12 protein-coding genes and 3 pseudogenes are annotated in these 17,305 nt (G+C 48.7%); 4 read left to right on the top strand and 11 right to left on the bottom strand.

The window, feature by feature from the left end:
* Positions 1-147: 147 nt before the first annotated feature.
* A complete protein-coding gene (locus AC3DKE_RS08555) occupies positions 148-1,089 on the bottom strand; it encodes a metal-dependent hydrolase (protein ID WP_116208072.1) in 942 nt (313 codons plus the stop codon).
* An 821-nt stretch (positions 1,090-1,910) separates the two neighbouring features.
* Between AC3DKE_RS08555 and AC3DKE_RS08550 the strand changes: the two genes are divergently transcribed.
* On the top strand, positions 1,911-2,093 hold the full coding sequence (locus tag AC3DKE_RS08550; protein WP_379068465.1) for an IS30 family transposase: 183 nt from the start codon (positions 1,911-1,913) through the stop codon (positions 2,091-2,093).
* A 576-nt stretch (positions 2,094-2,669) separates the two neighbouring features.
* On the opposite strand, the gene AC3DKE_RS08545 is transcribed toward AC3DKE_RS08550, so the two are convergent.
* The 3 genes and pseudogenes from AC3DKE_RS08545 to AC3DKE_RS08535 form a co-directional block, all read right to left on the bottom strand.
* Entirely contained in the window at positions 2,670-4,331 is a 1,662-nt protein-coding gene (locus tag AC3DKE_RS08545; RefSeq protein ID WP_379068462.1) for an OmpP1/FadL family transporter, read from the bottom strand.
* A 1,633-nt stretch (positions 4,332-5,964) separates the two neighbouring features.
* Positions 5,965-6,534 (bottom strand): TetR-type transcription factor C-terminal domain-containing protein, encoded by a 570-nt coding sequence (locus tag AC3DKE_RS08540; protein WP_116208070.1) that lies wholly within the window; start codon positions 6,532-6,534, stop codon positions 5,965-5,967.
* 282 nt (positions 6,535-6,816) lie between these two features.
* Positions 6,817-7,474: pseudogene (locus AC3DKE_RS08535) on the bottom strand (IS3 family transposase); the annotation flags it as partial.
* Positions 7,475-7,541: 67 nt separating this feature from the next.
* On the opposite strand from AC3DKE_RS08535, the pseudogene AC3DKE_RS08530 reads away from it, so the two are divergent.
* The 3 genes and pseudogenes from AC3DKE_RS08530 to AC3DKE_RS08520 form a co-directional block, all read left to right on the top strand.
* Positions 7,542-7,849 (top strand): annotated as a pseudogene (locus AC3DKE_RS08530) (transposase); the annotation flags it as partial.
* A gap of 801 nt (positions 7,850-8,650) precedes the next feature.
* Complete coding sequence (locus AC3DKE_RS08525) at positions 8,651-9,145, top strand: PaaI family thioesterase (RefSeq protein WP_116208069.1); 495 nt, start codon at positions 8,651-8,653, stop codon at positions 9,143-9,145.
* 2 nt (positions 9,146-9,147) lie between these two features.
* Positions 9,148-9,612, top strand: coding sequence for a PaaI family thioesterase (locus tag AC3DKE_RS08520; protein WP_116208068.1), 465 nt, complete (start codon positions 9,148-9,150; stop codon positions 9,610-9,612).
* Between the two features lie 151 nt (positions 9,613-9,763).
* On the opposite strand, the gene AC3DKE_RS08515 is transcribed toward AC3DKE_RS08520, so the two are convergent.
* The 7 genes and pseudogenes from AC3DKE_RS08515 to AC3DKE_RS08485 all read right to left on the bottom strand — a co-directional run.
* A complete protein-coding gene (locus AC3DKE_RS08515) occupies positions 9,764-9,958 on the bottom strand; it encodes a hypothetical protein (RefSeq protein ID WP_147300269.1) in 195 nt (64 codons plus the stop codon).
* Positions 9,959-10,439: 481 nt separating this feature from the next.
* Positions 10,440-11,540, bottom strand: coding sequence for an acyl-CoA dehydrogenase family protein (locus AC3DKE_RS08510; RefSeq protein WP_487990448.1), 1,101 nt, complete (start codon positions 11,538-11,540; stop codon positions 10,440-10,442).
* Positions 11,541-11,546: 6 nt separating this feature from the next.
* The gene (locus AC3DKE_RS08505; RefSeq protein WP_116208066.1) at positions 11,547-12,707 is read right to left on the bottom strand and encodes an acyl-CoA dehydrogenase family protein; all 1,161 of its coding nucleotides are present in this window, start codon (positions 12,705-12,707) and stop codon (positions 11,547-11,549) included.
* A 44-nt stretch (positions 12,708-12,751) separates the two neighbouring features.
* Entirely contained in the window at positions 12,752-14,302 is a 1,551-nt protein-coding gene (locus AC3DKE_RS08500) for a long-chain-fatty-acid--CoA ligase (RefSeq protein ID WP_116208065.1), read from the bottom strand.
* 189 nt (positions 14,303-14,491) lie between these two features.
* Positions 14,492-15,511, bottom strand: coding sequence for a BtrH N-terminal domain-containing protein (locus AC3DKE_RS08495; RefSeq protein WP_245953022.1), 1,020 nt, complete (start codon positions 15,509-15,511; stop codon positions 14,492-14,494).
* Positions 15,511-16,380, bottom strand: a complete 870-nt coding sequence (locus AC3DKE_RS08490; protein WP_487990446.1) for a metal-dependent hydrolase — start codon at positions 16,378-16,380, stop codon at positions 15,511-15,513. Before AC3DKE_RS08490 ends, AC3DKE_RS08495 begins: the two co-directional genes overlap by 1 nt.
* A 370-nt stretch (positions 16,381-16,750) precedes the next feature.
* A pseudogene (locus AC3DKE_RS08485) lies at positions 16,751-16,960 on the bottom strand (DDE-type integrase/transposase/recombinase); the annotation flags it as partial.
* Between the last annotated feature and the right edge of the window lie 345 nt (positions 16,961-17,305).

Here is a 17,305-nt window from a genome sequence, read left to right as displayed (position 1 = left end):
CCCCACGGCGTCAGCTAATGATCAACTCGTCCTGATCGATTAACGAAACGGCATTGTCGCAACAAATGACAACAATGCCGTGATGACCGGGAAACGTCACACTTAGACCGAAGGCATCAGCGGAAATCAGTGCGCTTTACTGGCTGCTCAGGCCGCCTGTACAACAGCCTTCAGCTTCAGCTTGCCTGGCGCATTCTTTTTCAGCTTCCAATCGAGTAAAGCTTGATAGGCCTTATGCGGGTCGCCGGTTTTTTCGTAACTGCGCTTCCAGACATGGATGACTTCACGATTGTCATCATCCCAGGGATGAAAATCAGGCATGAAGTAAGGCAGATAATGGGATTGGAAAATGCGCGCAAGAATGCCGGGATTGCCGAACAGGATATTGCTCATCCTCATGGCTGAGCGCCAGTTGGTCAGCTGCTTGTCCTTGTGCAGCAGATAGGCCTGGTTGCCGACCATGAGCGGCAGACCAAGTACCGTCCCCATCGCCATTCCCCCGACGCGCCTCAGGTAGCCCTTGATGCCGCCACCACTGGCAGCGACATACACATCAAAGCTGACACCCTTGTGCTCCGTTTCTTCAACAAAATGCCAGTACAGCATTGCCCTGAGCTCAGGATCAGACTCGTTAAAAAGCTCAGGGTTCTCCAGCATGACTGAAGAGATGACAGCGGTAAAATGCTCGAATGCTGCTGCCATGGAGCTCTGCATATCAAGACTCAGCCGCTCCTGCATGGTGACCCTGATTTTGGTAAAAACCGCCTCCACCTTGTCAATCGGCACGCCTTGAGCAACGCATGCCTTGTTCATTTCATCATGCTCACGTGCATGAATGCGCTCCTGGCGACAAAAATCGATCGCAGCCTTACGCACTTCAGGGTCGATCAATTTGTCGAGTTGTGCTCTGGCTGAATTCATTACCCAGCGTTCGCCATCAGGAACCGCCGCCAGAATGGAGTTCATCCAGTGCGTGGTCCATGGATCACCGTTGAACCAGTGGCGCGCCACCGTGTCCGTATTCATCTTGAAGTGAATGTCACGGGGAACAACTTCTTCATATCCAATTTCTTTGCTGATTACGCTCATGTCATTACTCCCAGCATCCTCGTAAGGGCACACTATCTAAGCCACATAACATATTCATAATTTTGGTTGTCCGACCAACCAATAATGTATAAATTGATATATCAGCCGTGTCAACAAGTTTTGTATAACAGGTGGCAGTCTCAAGCTCCAAGTGCAAACACATTACAAGCACCTAGGCCCTGAAGAGCGGGCCGTCTTGATGCTGATGCACCTAGATGGGCATTCATTAAATGCCCATCTAGGTGCGATTACAGCGAACAGCGAGCAAGCCCAGTTGCTAGCTCAAGCGCTATTCGTCCTCACCCTGTGCGCCTTACGATGCCGCTAACGCAGGTGACGCAGCGCGACTAAAGCAGCGCCAAGTCCGTTAAATAAAGAAGCTTGCCGCTGAGCGCCATTAATTCCAGATCGTGCTGAGATGCAGGTGTCACATATAACCATTTGCACCGCGCTTTATGCCATGCCTCGTGGTTAGTTACGCAAAGGACTGATTCGCTGCCTTCGACGCGGACATGTCACGCGCCGCCATCGTGGCCAAGGCGAAGACCGGCGCGGCCAACTACCGAAGATGCTCAGTATCAATGAGCGCCCAGCCGAAATAGAAGATCGCTTGGTTCCTGGCCATTAGGAAACCGGCTTGATTGAAAACGCCGGTAATAAGTCAGCTATGGCTACTTAGATCGAAAGTACAACGCGCTTCGTCATCTTGGCCAAAATGCCCAACGTGACTGCCGAGGCGCCACTGAAGGCACTGACGTTGGCGATGAGCCGAATCGATGCACCGTTTCGACTAACGTTCACCTACGATCAGGGCTTGTGAAATGAGCCGTCATGCTAAGAGAACTGAAAAAACTGGCACTACTGCCTACTTCGTTGACCCACACAGCCCATGGCAACGCGGCAGTAATGAGAATATGAATGGATTAATTCGGCAGTACTTGCCCAAGAGCACTGACTTATCGCAGTACTCACAGGAATACCTTGATGTGATTGCACACAGCTAAAATACTCGGCCGCGCGCTGTGCTAAAATATAAGATGCCGATTGAGGTCTATGCTGCGATAACAGAGGCACTAGCTCAATCAAGCGCAGAAACTAAACACTATTGTCTTCGTTGCACTTGGGATTCGAGACTGCCGGTGATAAAAAATTAGCGCGCGCGCTTCGTAAACAAAGGACGTCATACGCTAAACTAAGTATTGTGACGCCATGCCGAGATAGCTGCCAATCTAAATCACATTAAAGTACCATTCGATAAAACCGAACTGCAATTGTGAATACCAATCTCAGTAAGATTAGGTCGATACTAGACTTATAAAGTCTCCGCCTCGTAACAATGCTTCGCAACCAAATACAATCGAATTTCGCTCAAAAATCAACCACACTGCACCTCCACTCAAGCTCTAAAAATAGCATAATTATAGTTCGGGATTTAGTATTTTATTTTGACTTACATGTGGCCAACGTAGGTTAAAGGAAAAACTCACCAGCACCCAAAGGCTAGTATAAATAGCAGCCCCATTGAAAGTGTTAAAGTTTTCCCCATTGCACTTGGTTATAAGTACCGACGTGAAAAATAGTCAATACTTAGAATTTATTTGCAAGCTTAAAATATTAGCATAGGTATCATAGAACTTTCCCCGAAAGGTGCCGCCAATACCAGTGCATGGCCCGGCATCCCCCTCTGGCCGATCATACCTACAGTTATTTCTATACTCAGACTCAGAGTCCGCAAAGGCAAGCAAGCTATATGCACCATCAACAGAGATATTATCGTTAATCTTATGGTTAAAACCAAATGATATCATATACCTATCACTCTCTGGTAGCGCAGGATGCCTAGACTCTTTTGATGGAATTGGCGTCTTATCAAACTGAATACCAGTTTTAAAAGTTGTCATGCTATCGTAATGATAATTTAAACCCAATGAGGTCTTATAAGAGTCGCGCCACTTCAGGGGTATCTTAGCATCACTGAGCACAACACTGTCACCATTTGAATCCTTCTGAACAGCAAACCCAACAGACAATTCACGCATAACAGAAGACTTTATAAACGTATAATCGAACATAATATCAAATTTATCACTTATTTCATTAAAATATGAAAGAGAGACTCTAGCAGGAATATTAAAAATAGCCTTTGTCGTAGTGTCCGGCAACAAATAGTCACTCAAGAAATTCCCTAAGTCAGGATCGCCTCCATTATTCAACAAACTAACAATTGTTGTACCTATAACTGGCCTAGCCTTTAGCCTCTCTGTACTCCATTCAGATTGACCTCTTAGATTAACTTCAACGGCTGAGCGAAAAGACAATCCAAGTCTAGACCGATCATTAAACCCATACATATAGCCAGCATTATAGCCAAATCCATACCCATACATCTCAATCAAACCAGATGCAGTACTTGAAGGGTCAACAACAACGTCAGCCAGTGGCGATGATAAAGCATCTATGGCCGACCCAGGCAATACGTCACCAACATTAATTCCACATACTGAATTTATGACCAATTTAATATTACACACAGAATTTATTATACTTTGAACCTCAGGCGTCACAGTCAATGTGTTTGCATTTAAATTATTCAATGCCTTTGATAAGAGGTATGGCTGTAGCCCTTTCGCATCCAGCTGTGTACTATATCTTAAGTGGCCACCCACTAGAGACACCCCGAAGCCGATGCTGTGCTTATCATCAAACCTCATCGAAATAGATGGATTAATATTCACAAGCTCCAGTGCAATAGCATCAACTTGATAAGCGCCGGACCAATCACTTTTATAATTAATATTTCCGCCGCCTGGAGAGAATATACCAATACCAAGAGTGATATTATCATTATATTGAGTCGTGTAGAATATTGAACCTAAGGCAAGTATTTTTGGCCAAAAACTCCCTGCGGCTCCAGCTGCATAAGGATCAACCCCGTCAGGCCCCAATTGTCTCCCCTCATCACTACTACTATCAAATGGCTCCGGTGTCCCCGTAGACCCCCTATCTTCGACTTTCCCTCTGAATGCTAAAAGTGTCCCACTAATGGAAAGCTGTCGGCCCCGAAGATAACTCATGCCTGCCGGATTATAGTATAGCACTGCAGCATCAGCTGCCTCCGCTCCGTTCGAGTTTGAGGTGCCCTGCTGTGATGCAGAAATCGCAGGCAAGTCGATACCACCAGCCCTAGCAAAACTCGAAAATATTACGACTATATAACAACTACATATCAACAGGAGTCTCATGTTAACTCTCTTTTTAATATTTTGGTTGGTCAATCAACCAAAATATTAGCCTGCACTCTGTATGTCAATAGACAAATGCATTCTTACAAGAAAAACCTCCTATCTAGCAGAAACTCATTTACTTCTTGCCAACAACTTAGACTGATTGGCTGTCAAAGTTCTGCAAAACTGTACTGCGCAACCATCTCAAACCTGTCGACTCTACAAATCATCGATGTTTAATTGGGACTTCGCCCAAGCCAAGCGTATTGATTAATCACAAGTCCGGTGACTACTTGTGCTCCGCACAAATGCTGCATGTAAAGCCACACAAACACATAAGCAAAGAAGCGTGCCATCAGCCATTAGGTCGCCAGCTGTAGCAAATCATATGTGGCTCATGAATGGCTTTTTTATCTCATAACCGAGGTCGGGGTCATAAAAGCCTCACCTCGTTGATAATGCAACAAATGCAGCCTTACCATACAGGAGAGGTAGGTCGGTGCTCAGCTACTCACTTGAGTCCTTGATCTCATATCTCCACAACGCGGCCATCGCTGAGATATCGGCAAGTCGCTGATCTAAGAGCTTGAACGAGGCGTCAAGTTGCTTCTTGTCGTGCTAAAGAACCCTAATCAGAATGCCTATATTAAGCAATTAAATGGGCGCTTCCGGAATGAGCATTGATTAACGACCGTGACCCACGTCCAAGGTCCAAGGTCCAAGGTCCAAGGTCGCTATCGAAGCTTGGCAGCGGGAACACAACGCTAAGCAACCTAAGAAAACACTAGCGGCATATCGCCTTGGCATATGCCTCGGACCTGAAGAAAGCTTGCCTATTCAATTCGGACTATGAAGCAGGGGTTACTGTGCACGAAGAGAAGTCGGCGTAGCGATAATATTATAACAACAGCCCGACTACATCGAACACTATACTGACTATTTTCAGGCAGCTATGAGTTTATTTTTTAGTTATTGCGCCTGAGAAAGGACTTTTAAAAAATCACTGCACTTTAACTACCAGTAAGCATCAGGCACAATAACTTACTCAAAATATTATTAATGCAAATACCACCCAAGGTGGCGTATGATTAAATCAGCAAGATGGAGATATGACGCTTATTGCCAGAAAGTACTTTGATTTCAGTCGACTAGTGGGGAAGCACAGCCCAGTCAATATGCCGCATGACAGACATCGTAAAGTATAAACATGTGGCATCGTGCTCGAGAAACGAGGCCAACCCACAAACGGAATGGATGCCAACGTAACGTACATGATAATAATAAAAGCCATGACATTTTCTGACCTAATGCTTTTACGAGCCTTAGTTCCGCTAACGCTAGTATAGAATCATCGCAAAGACACCGCCTCTAGGTACGCTAGCGCATTACACTCCCAGCCTGCTCCGTTGCGAATGGCGACGAAAACAAGCTATCCTGAAAAAATCACTACTTATCTACTTTAACAGCGTGATAGAAGCTTATTGGTCAAAGTTACTATATCAAGAAGAAGGGGCAAACGCTAAGCTAGCACAGCGGCGAATTGAGCAACCCCTTAATTGATAGGTAAAGTTAAACAATGGAACGCCTGCAACAGTGCAGAGCCTCTTTGCTCATACGAACGAGTTAATTATATTATATAGATTTAGAGCACTCATTTTATACTAGTTTCGCTTGGCACCACGAACGCACTATTAATAACCAGCCAGACAAAGTCACCGATATCCTCTAACGAATAACGTCCATTTTCATTAAACCAAGTGGCAACCCAATTTAATGCACCAAGGCCAATGAGACGCAATAAGTTCAAGTCTACATCTTTGCGAATAGCGCCGTGCTGTGCTAGTAACGATAACATTGCAGCCCAAAGGGCCTCGTAACGATCGCGCAACTCAATCATTTCTTTACGTGCATCTCCTCGAAGCGCGCGCCATTCAAAAAGCAGCACATAAACCATATCGGAACCAGTGACCAACATTTTCAGATGAGCATTGATACCTCTGCGCAATTGCTCTACAGGATCACTAACGTTTACACAAGCCTCTGTTACTGCCAGGGCAGCACGCTCTAAACCCAAGCGCATAAGGTCGACTAAAATAGCTTCTTTTGTATGATAGCGGTAATGCAAACTACCTGGAAGCATATTACAAGCCTTCGCAACCTCTTTAACAGTCGTTCGCTCATATCCTTGATCTCTGAAAAGACGAGCAGCAGAGGTTAGCACTGCCTCTCGGCCTAACTGATCAATAATTTTAGTAGGTCGCCTTTTATTCACGTAATCCCCTTATTTTAGCTTTTTGAACTTTATCAGATATCTATCAAGCAAGGATAGTCACTCACCATAACCCTTGCCTCAACTGACATCTTTTTCCTCAGTCGGCGCACATTATGACAGAGGCTTTCACGAATAAACTAAGCCGAAATCACTGCAAGCCCTCAGTGGGCAGTCATACAGTGACCAAAATGTCGATAGCTGCAACTGCCTATATAACCTTATATAAATATTTCACGGAAAAGTCTCCGCCTTTACAGGCGCCGGACCGAGTATCGATCTGTAGTGGTCAACTAATCTCGGACACAGTTTTAAGTTTTCTTCCGCCACTGCCGGTGCCAAACCAGCATTAAACTGGTGCGGCCTGACCCAGTTGTAACGCTCCATCAAGCAACTCACATCTTGCATCGCTTCTCGCCGAGTCATGTAGCCAACACTCGGCACTCATTCAGTTTTCAAACTTCTAAACAGCCGCTCCATTGGCGCATTATCCCAGCAATTTCCACGACGACCCATGCTTTGCTGAATTTGATAGCGCCATAGGCGCTGACGGAACCGGCGACTGCAATATTGGCTGCCTTGATCCGAGTGAAGCATCACACCCTCACTGCTCAACGGCCATGTCCAGCGCCTTAATCAATAAGTCAGCATCGGGGTGCTCAGAGAGCGCACAGCCAACAACGCGGCGAGTATATAAGTCCAATACAACAGCCAAATAGCACCTGCGACCCTGAGCCCACAAGTAAGTGATGTCGCCGCACCAGACTTAGTTCGGCGACAAGACGGCGAACTCACGATTCAGCATATTCGGTATATCTGATCGCTTAATCGTTGCCTGTATCTTAATCGCTGCCTGTATATAGGCATGCTTGCCAGGCTGCTTACTAATTATGTAATCCTCCCAGAAATTAATCAGATTCAGAAGTAGAATTTCTTCCAATGCGTTGAGGAAGTTCTACATGCGCACATCTCGATATTCCGATAGCCAAATCATGGCGATTTTGAAGCAAGCTGAGGCCGGTGCGCCGGTTCCGGACTTATGCCGTGAACATGGCATGAGCTCTGCGTCGTTTTATAAGTGGCGCGCTAAGTTTGGCGGCATGGATGCGTCGCTGATGTCTCGGATCAATGAGCTTGAGGATGAAAATAGACGGCTCAAAAAGATGTATGCCGATGTGCAGCTGCAAGCGGATGTTTTTAAGGAAGCCATCACAAAAAAATGGTGAGGCCGTCTCGTAGACGCGAGATGGCCCAACGTGCGGTGGCGACCAGTCCCAACGACATGTGGTCTTTGGATTTCATGCATGATCAGCTGAGCGATAAGCGAACCATAAGACATGAATGGCTGAGCCAATACATGCCTACTGATTTAGCAGAAATGCAAGATCACGCAACGCGCTAGCTCTGGACATATAACCATGATCGCCAGAATATGGGCCTAGGTGACATCACACCGAAAGTTGGCCCAAATGGCCTAGCCTCTACTTCTGAGCCCCCTTAAAAATGGGGGATTACCGCATCACAGGATACTGCCATCGGCATGGCGCTAATGCCATCAAACGCGAGCGACAATTCATTTTCTTAGGAGTTTCGATTCAAGAGCAAAGCTTGTGAAAACTGGTCGCCAATACTCTTTATTCGACCGAATTACCTAAGCTAGCATAGCACCCCAAACGTGGCAGCGATGCTGAAGCAGTAAGTCCGGCCCGCAATAGCAATCCTTACATCAACATGGATATCTACCTAAAGAAACTCCAAATATACCACCTTAGGCAATAGTGCAAATCGAGATGATCTGGAGTCAATTTGGTTGAGTGACCAAATGCTGGTATAGTATGGTCGAACCCATAGTGCTGTATGCGGAGGAGGACTCGCTCTGACCCCTCACAATCTGATCACGTGGCACAAATCATGACTACATACGACTTCATAATTGTTGGCGTAGGTTCGGCAGGTTGCGTACTCGCCAATCGACGTAGCAAAAGCGCCGCGTACAAGGTACGCCTTATTGGGGCAGGGTCGCCCGATAAGAGCATGCTCATCCTCTTTTACCATTCAGAAGCCAATCATGAATTTATTTACCCCATCAGATAGCGACTCCTATCAAATCCTGCCCTCTGCTATCAAAGCAGCGAAACAATTCTCAGATAACGTACCCCACAACCGTGATCTCGGCATGTTGGTAGAGTCACTGGGAGACTCATCTGCCATCATGCGACTTCCCTACCGTGACTTGCTGATTGGGGATTCTGAAAGAGGTTGGGTTTACAGTAGCGTTCTCTACAGCCTGGCAGATGCCACATCCGGCATGGCTGTGTTTTGCGCACTGAATGAACTCACATCAATTGCGACACTGGATTTGCGCATCGACTATCTGCGCCCAACACTGGCTGGGCACGACCTAATTGCCCATGCCATTTGCTATCGCTTAGCTCGCCAGGTCGCCTTCACCCGTTGCACATTACGACTAGAAGGTAGCAATGAGGTCTGCGCCATTGCTACCGGCACTTTTTATTGCGGTAAACGCACCGGCACCCACACTATCAGCACAATCGAGGATTAATCATGCAGGAAAAGCATATCACAGCGATGATTGAGGCCGTTATTGCCGGTCAGTATCAGTCCTTGCTGGACTCTATTCCCTATATCAACCATCTTGGCATCCGCGTGGAAAGTCCCACAGATAATACATCCGCGCCCCTGCACTTTCACCTGCCCTTTCGCGCGGAAATCATCGGCAACCCCATGCTGCCTGCTCTGCATGGCGGTGTTGTAGGCGCCCTTATGGAAACAGCTGGACTCATTCAAGTTATTGTATCCGAGCGTCAGCCACGCCTCCCTAAGGTTATTGACTTTTCAGTGGACTACTTGCGCTCAGCACGGACAAAGGATTGCTGGGCTACTTGTGATGTAGCTCGCATGGGCAGCCGCGTCGCCGCCATCAGTGTGCGTTGCTGGCAGGAGAGTGAATCCCGCCCGATTGCAACCGCACGCGCGCACTTACTACTGGTTGATGATAAGACGGCATGAGCGCGCAGTTAAGTGGCCGCTCAGTGCTGCCATGGACCGTGCGCGAATCAACAAAGAAGACCTGCACGCCCGCGTACCTAGTGAGCGCGACATGAAACTCATCTCTTTACCTCCAGTCACAAGTCAGTGTAATGCGGGCTCCCTTATACGATTAACCACTTTCATCAATGCCGCTGGCAGAAGACATGTAAGTCAATATAAGGTAGTGCATGTTGCGCTCCAGCAGCACCACAGATGATTTGTTGCCTGCACCTTTAATCAGACAGCATCCTAATGAACCGGCACTAAACGACTCTATACTCTCGATGGGCGCTCGTGAATCATCAGCATGTTGAGGATTTGTCACGCCAATCTTCGCCTGCTAAGCGCAGCTTATAGCCCATGATCTCACGCAGTAATTCGCCCTTGGGCATGGTGTAGCCGCAGAATAAATGACGTCGTGGATACTGTCTGATCAGGATACAACGCCCTAAGCTTGCTATTGATTTGCTATGACGATCAGCGAAGTAGCAACATCTTCTCACCTATGCCACAGAATTAGGAGTAGAGAGCGAGCTTACGCTCTCGTCGTCATTCGTACTTGCTTACCCGCCTGAATCACCTCGTAGCAAAACTAAGCATTGCGGGCAATCTCACAAATAATCGTACTGAGCAAGTGGCTTAGAAATAATACAACGTGTGTCAGGTATGGTGCCGAGCATGATGAAGGCATGTCCTTCAGATAAACATCATTAACAAGCTACTGCGTCGCCACCATCAAATATTCATTTGCTGCAAATGTCGTGATCAAGCTCCATGAGCTCCTAGAACGGGACTTATCACACTCGCTAATTTCTCAATTCGGCAAAACCTTTAACAAGATGCGCTCGATCGCCGTGTGTCAGAGACCCGTGTGTAATTAGCCGGAAGTAGTGGCCGACATCAAGCTCCTCGGTAACACCAATGCCGCCGTGAATCTGAATCGCCTGTTGCGCGATACGTACTGCCTTATCTGCATAATAGGCCTTAGCCGCAAGGCTAGCGCGTTGACGCTGAAAATCATCAGTAGACTCTGCCTTAATAGCCACCATCAGCAGCATCGACTCGAGCTGCTGAAGATCGATGAACATATCCACCAGATAGTGTTGAATAACTTGAAAGCTACCTATCGTTACGCCAAACTGCTTACGTATTTTGGCATACTCCAATGTGCGCTGATACAGAGCGCTGGCAGCGCCATACATGCGAGCGCAATCCAGCGCTCTCAAATAGGCCAGCAAACGGCCGAGTGCCTCTTCAACCACTTCACCACGGGCAATTATCATCTCATCCGTGATGACGACGTCTTCGAACAATACGTTGACCATGCGACTACCATCCAGCGCCCGATACCGCTGCGTCTCGCAAAGTTTGAGCGGCACAGCACATAATACCAGTTCACTTCCATTTAGTGCCGTCACCAGCAAGATGTCGGCATGTCCTCCATCAGGAACAAAGTGCTTCTGCCCTGACAGCCGCACGCCGTTGAAGTTCAGCGAAGGCGTCAGCACTTGATAACCGGCTTGAAAATCATATAGCGCGCAGGCAAGCCTCGCCTGCCCGTTAATCAGCTGTGTCAGCATGGTTGATGCAGCATCGGAGCCGATGAATTCAAGCAACTTACCGGGCGCGACTACCACATCGACATAGGGGTCGAGGCAGAGTGCTGCACCCAACTCCCTCACAATCATTGCCACATCCAACAAATCACCACCGTAGCCACCGGAAGACTCAGCAAAAGGCAAACCGAACCAGCCAAGCTCTTGCATCAGCGACCAGCGTGGGCTCTGAAGGTGGTCAGCCTGTTCGAGTTGTTGTCTGTAGGCATCAAAACTGTAGTTATTCTTAAGATACCGACGGGCAGTATCCGCGATAAGGGTCGTATTTTCCGGAAGAGTAAATTCCATCATCGTGCCTCAAAGACCAAGTAACATTTTTGCCAGCACATTCTTCTGAATCTCGTTAGATCCCCCGTAAATTGTACAGGCTCGCAGAAAGTTGTAACGACGCGTGGCGCGATTGAAAATATCGCTGCCCACTGTTTTCTGGTTATCCCAAGTAAGTGACATCATGCCACCCAGCTCGACCATCGCCTGCGACACCTTCTGTTGAAACTCGGTGCCTTTGATTTTCAAGCCCGAAGACTCTGGGCCAAAGGGTTGACCTTCGTCGGTCGCTGCAACGGTACGAAAATTGGTGTACTCCAGTGCCATCAATTCGATTTCCAACTCGGCGATACGTTGCCATGCTTGACTTTTATCATAGCTGCATGGCGATTCGGCAACAGCCCTCTTCAATCGTGCAATTTCGTGACGGCTGTCCGCTACACCGGCGATGGTTGTACGCTCGTGGGTAAGCAAGTACTTGGCGATGGTCCAACCCATCCCTTCCTGCCCTACTAGATTATTAAGCGGCACCCGAACGTCTGTGAAATAGACTTCGTTAAGGTGGTGATGGCCATCGATCGAGTAGATCGGTCTTACTTCGATGCCGGGAGTTTTCATATCAATCAGCAGAAATGAAATTCCTTGCTGCTGTTTGACTGCCGGATCGGTTCTGACCAAACAGAACATCATGTCCGCCCAGTGCGCCTGAGTAGTCCAAACTTTCTGGCCATTGACCAAATAATGATCGTCTTTGCGTTCGGCGCGAGTCTTCAGGGAGGCCAGATCCGAGCCGGCATTGGGCTCGGAGTAGCCCTGGCACCATAGGAGCTCCCCACTGACAATACCGGGCAACCAGCGATCCTTCTGTTCCTGAGAGCCGAAGGTATACAACACAGGCCCCACCATCGCTACGCCAAACGGACTGGTTGGAGGAGCGCCAACCATGGCTCGCTCTAGATCAAAAATATACCTTTGTGTCGCCGTCCAACCTGGCCCGCCATACTGTTTTGGCCAAGTCAGTGCCAGCCAGCCTTGTTTGCCGAGCAGCTGCTCCCACTTTTGCTGCTGCTCCTTGGCAGGCATTTCACCAAGCGCGGAACATCGTCTGATGTCTTCCGTGACATGGGCACCCATCCAGTCACGAATGGATTGCTGAAACTCCAACTCTTCCCGAGTAAATTCAAGATTCACGGTATACCCCCCACCGATTATTCATTTTCACGGTGTACAATCGCTCAGTTGACTGCACGATCCCTACCTTCCCAGTAGGGCTGCCGCAGTTCGTTTTTGAGAATTTTGCCCGCGCCGCTCACCGGCAAAGGTTCTGCGCGAAACTCGATGCTGCGCGGCAGTTTGTATCCGGCAATCCGAGCTCGGCAATGAGCGACTAGTTCTTCCTCATTGAGCGAATACCCTTGCTTCAAAAGGATAATCGCATGAACCAGCTCACCCCATTCATGATGAGGAATGCCGACTACAGCGCACTCCTGAACCGCTGGGTGGCTGTAGATAGCACCTTCGACTTCCACCGAAAAAATATTCTCTCCTCCACTAATGATCATGTCTTTGGCACGGTCGACAATGAAGACAAAACCATCGTCATCCATGTAGCCGAGATCACCTGTATGCAACCAGCCATTACGAAGCGTTTCCTCGGTCTCCCGTATCATGCCCCAATAACCCAGCATGACATTTTGCCCCCTAGCACAGACCTCTCCGACTTCACCACGTAGCAACTCCACATCATCCTTGTCCATCACCGCAACCTCGACGCCTAAAGCCGCCCTGCCAGCACTACGCAGTTTATCCCCACCCAGCACGTGGTATTCGGGCGGTAAGGCGGTGATAATCGGCGACGCCTCGGTCTGCCCGTAACCCTGAGCAAAAGAGGCACCGGGCATCTGCGCCATGGCAGCGTCAAGTACAGCACCGGGCATCGGCGACGCACCGTAGAGCATGCGCCTGAGGCTGCTGACATCGAAAGCCTTTATGCGACCGGACGATACCAAAAGATTGATCATTGTCGGCACCAGCAGGGTATGAGTAACTTTCTCCTGCTGGATGAAACCCAGAACCTGCTCGACATCGAAGCGAGGAACAATCCCATGGGTACCCGCGGCCAGCGTCACGGCAAAGGTACTAGCCATATCGGCGAGGTGAAACATGGGGGCTGCATGCATATAGATGGAGTCTTGCGTATAGCCCAACTCCGGCACTACGTTCAGTGCATTGAATACAAGGTTATCATGACTAAGCATCACGCCTTTTGACCGTCCGGTCGTACCGCCGGTATAGAAAAGGCCTGCCAGTTGCGCGCCGCCCTTGCTCACATCCGCTATGGGCTGATGCCGCTCCATCAGAGTTTCATAGGCGATGCAACCTTGCGGCAACTGCCCTTCCCCCATGAACACCACATGCCTCACGCTTTCAAGCAACGTGCGAAGACTAGGTAGCATTGTGCTGAACACATCATCGATGAACAGAACTGACGACCCTGAGTCATTTAGGGTATAGGCAATCTCCGGCAACGCGAGGCGGTGATTGACCGGGTTCAGCACTGCCCCCGCCCAGGGGACTGCGTAAAAATACTCCAGATAGCGGTCAGAATTGAGCGAAAGGATAGCGACACGATCGCCCTCAACAACACCTAATGAACAAACGCCTGCTGCCAAACGCGCCACCCTATTCTCAAATTCGCGCCAAGTCTGCCTCCTGCACGCGTAAATCGTGGCCACACCGTTCGGATTCAGCTGAACCGCCCGACGTAATGTCTGGGTAATAAACATAAAGACGTCCTTATTAATCTACAAATAGTTAATATTTAGCGCGTACAGTAAACAATCCAGTCGAGACATATATTTCATATAGGAAAACACCAACAGAGGCCGCAATAAGGAGCTACACACTAATTAAGCTAGGCACAATTCGCCGCAATGGATTACCTTTTCCTGGTGACTTCTACAGTAAAATCCGAACTAAAATCTGCTTATTACCTGATGCACATACTGCGTTTCATGCAACTTGACGCGAATAATTGCAGCCTCAATTTCTCGAATTGGAAATACATCCGACTCCGACGCCATTTTCAGCAACGCTGCAAGCTCAGACCACGCCGTTGCAGAGCACTGCATCAGCCCCACAAGATTCGCAGTATGCACTGCCGGCAGCATCACGCCGGCCTCTAGTAGAAAATCAACATACATAGCCCTGAAGCCAGCGCCGCCGGTGCCACGCTTCTCAATAACCTGATAGGCAAAGCGCAATAGCCAGCGCCAATTTTCCTCCGCTCGCCAGCGAGGCAACAACTCAATCCAAGTATCTAGTGCCGAAAGACCACTATTGCGGTTACCCTCAGCGAGCGCGCGAGCATTGGCGATAATAGCTGCCCTCACCTGCTCAGCACTGACTGTCACCTTCAACGAACGCGGAGCAAACAGGTTGCCATAATGAACGAATGGTGGAGACGTTGAAAAACGAGCATCGGCAAGACTGGCTGCTGGAACAGATATTAACTCGGGGCGCTCGGTATCACTGACCAGCACTTCATCGCGCGCCTCATTCAGCTGCCAAGCAACTATGGCATGGCCTGGGAAATGAGTGCTGCTCCCGAAGTAAGGCAAGTGGTAAATGTCAGTGAGCAGCAGAGCCGGCACCCCATCACGCAGAGCCTCATGCAGGTCTGCGGTGGCCGCCTGCTTGTCCGTATAGCTCGACCAAGCAAATGGCACTCCCAGAGTGCTAAAGACACTTTCCTCAAAACCCATTGAGCGCACATGGACAATGAAGGGCGTGGCCGAGTCCGGAATCTCCACATAGGTAATGCCCAAGCCGGCACCCAGCCCGAAGCAGAAGGCCTCTGTGAGATCAAGACCATGAAACTCCAGCAGGTCACGAATTGCCGAGCTGCCACAGTGCCAACCCGGTCTGTGGCAGTGTTGTATCTGGCGGGTAGAACCGGTAGCGCCCAACATTTCCCCCGCTCCGACAAACTGCATCAGGCCACCCGCTCCAAGTACGCAGTCTCGTAAACTGCAGCCGATGCCTGCATGGGATCACCATGACGAGCATACTCCCCCAGCCAAGCAGCAACTTTCTCGGGCATACCGGAGTCCCAAGGATGAAAACCGGGTCGGAACCAGGCCATAAACTCCGGCAACATGCGGGTAAGAATACCTTGGCGACCGTACAGGCGATTCAGTCCACGCAAAATCACCATAGGCTGACGGGTTACACCATCCAGCTTGAGCATATTCCAGAATACTGGAGCCACCACAAGATGAACCATCAGGGTCGCGACCACCAAAGCCGATGCTCGGGTTACATAACCACCGCCTGCCGCAACCTGATAAAGATCGTAAGCTACAGCTTTGTGCTCAACTTCCTCAACACCATGCCAGAGAAACAGGGCTCGCATTACTGGATCCGCCTCCCGAAACATATCGGTCTCCTCCTTGAGCATGGCTTCACCTAAGGTCGCAGTGAAATGCTCAAACGCGGCTGTCATGGCCAGCTGGTATTTCTTTGGCAGATACTTTTGCGTGACTTTAATAAAGCGTCGCAAATTAACCGTGACCTCCTGTACATCTACTCCTTGCCCAGCCATGACCTGATTGAAACGATCATGGACGATACCATGCTGGCCCTCCTGCCGGATAAAATGGCGAATATCCTCGCGCAAGCGCTCACTGCCAGCCTGATCCTGAAAGTGGCGAACTGACTCAATAAAAAATCGCTCCCCCTCAGGAAAGTGCACGGATAGCGCATCAAAAAAACGTGTCAGAACTGGGTCTCCGCCATTCCAGTGTCGGGGCACGCTAGTTACATCAAAGACAACTTTCCGCGGCTGAATAGTTATCGCACTCATGTGACTCTCCATAACAAGCTTGAGAAGGCGGCAGGACCTCAAGTCGCCAGCATTCTCACATGATATTGGTCGACCAACCAAATGTCAATTTTTTAGATCACGCTTATATCGCAATCTTTATAACAGGGTATTTTCGTACCTAACTTCATATAGATCCTATCTGCTAGGTACTAACAAGTTAACTTTTAGACTCAGCAATAGTTTTCCTTCAAACCTCTGCGCGACTACAGCTCTACAAGTTGCGCTGTAGTCCTAGTCGATAATAATCTACTGGGATCAGATGCCTTCCAAGCTTCAATAAGCTCGATACTGCAGCATGAGTTTATATAAATTGCTGAGCCTGACTCAGCGACTTGAATCGCTGCATGCCTCACATCCGAAATCGAGTCGATTCATGTGATCGCTCAGCTCTATTGTTCACATACTTAGTCGTGCCGTGATGAAAAATGGGCATTAACTTTTGTGGGGCAACCTTATAGCCGGCCAACTTATCAGTAACTATAATTAGTGGTGAGCAAGCATAACTACTTAACAGACGCTTGAAGAATTGCTTAGCAGCTGCACCATTGCGCCTACCCTGAACATAGACACTATCTACTACTCCGTCCTAATCAACGGCTCGCCACAATTAGTACTGCTCGCCTTTTGTCTTGATAAATACCTCATCAAGACAAAAGGTATCGCCGAACCCACAGCGCCTTCGCTCGGGTTACGGGTGAAGGCGGGTTTGAATTTTATGCACCACAAACGATAGCCTCGTAACTGGCAGAGGCTCCCTTCTTTGCCAGCAAGTCGTCAATATCACGAAAGCTCAAATTAAAGCGGTAGTAGACTCAGACTACATAGTTGATGAATAGACGAAAGCGATGCCGCTTTTAGGTGCTCACCCACAAGCTATCTCAACCGGTGAGTAAGCTTGTCACTA

The sequence above is a fragment of the Paraperlucidibaca sp. genome (genome assembly GCF_982810325.1).
This window is presented reverse-complemented; position numbering and strand designations above follow the sequence as displayed.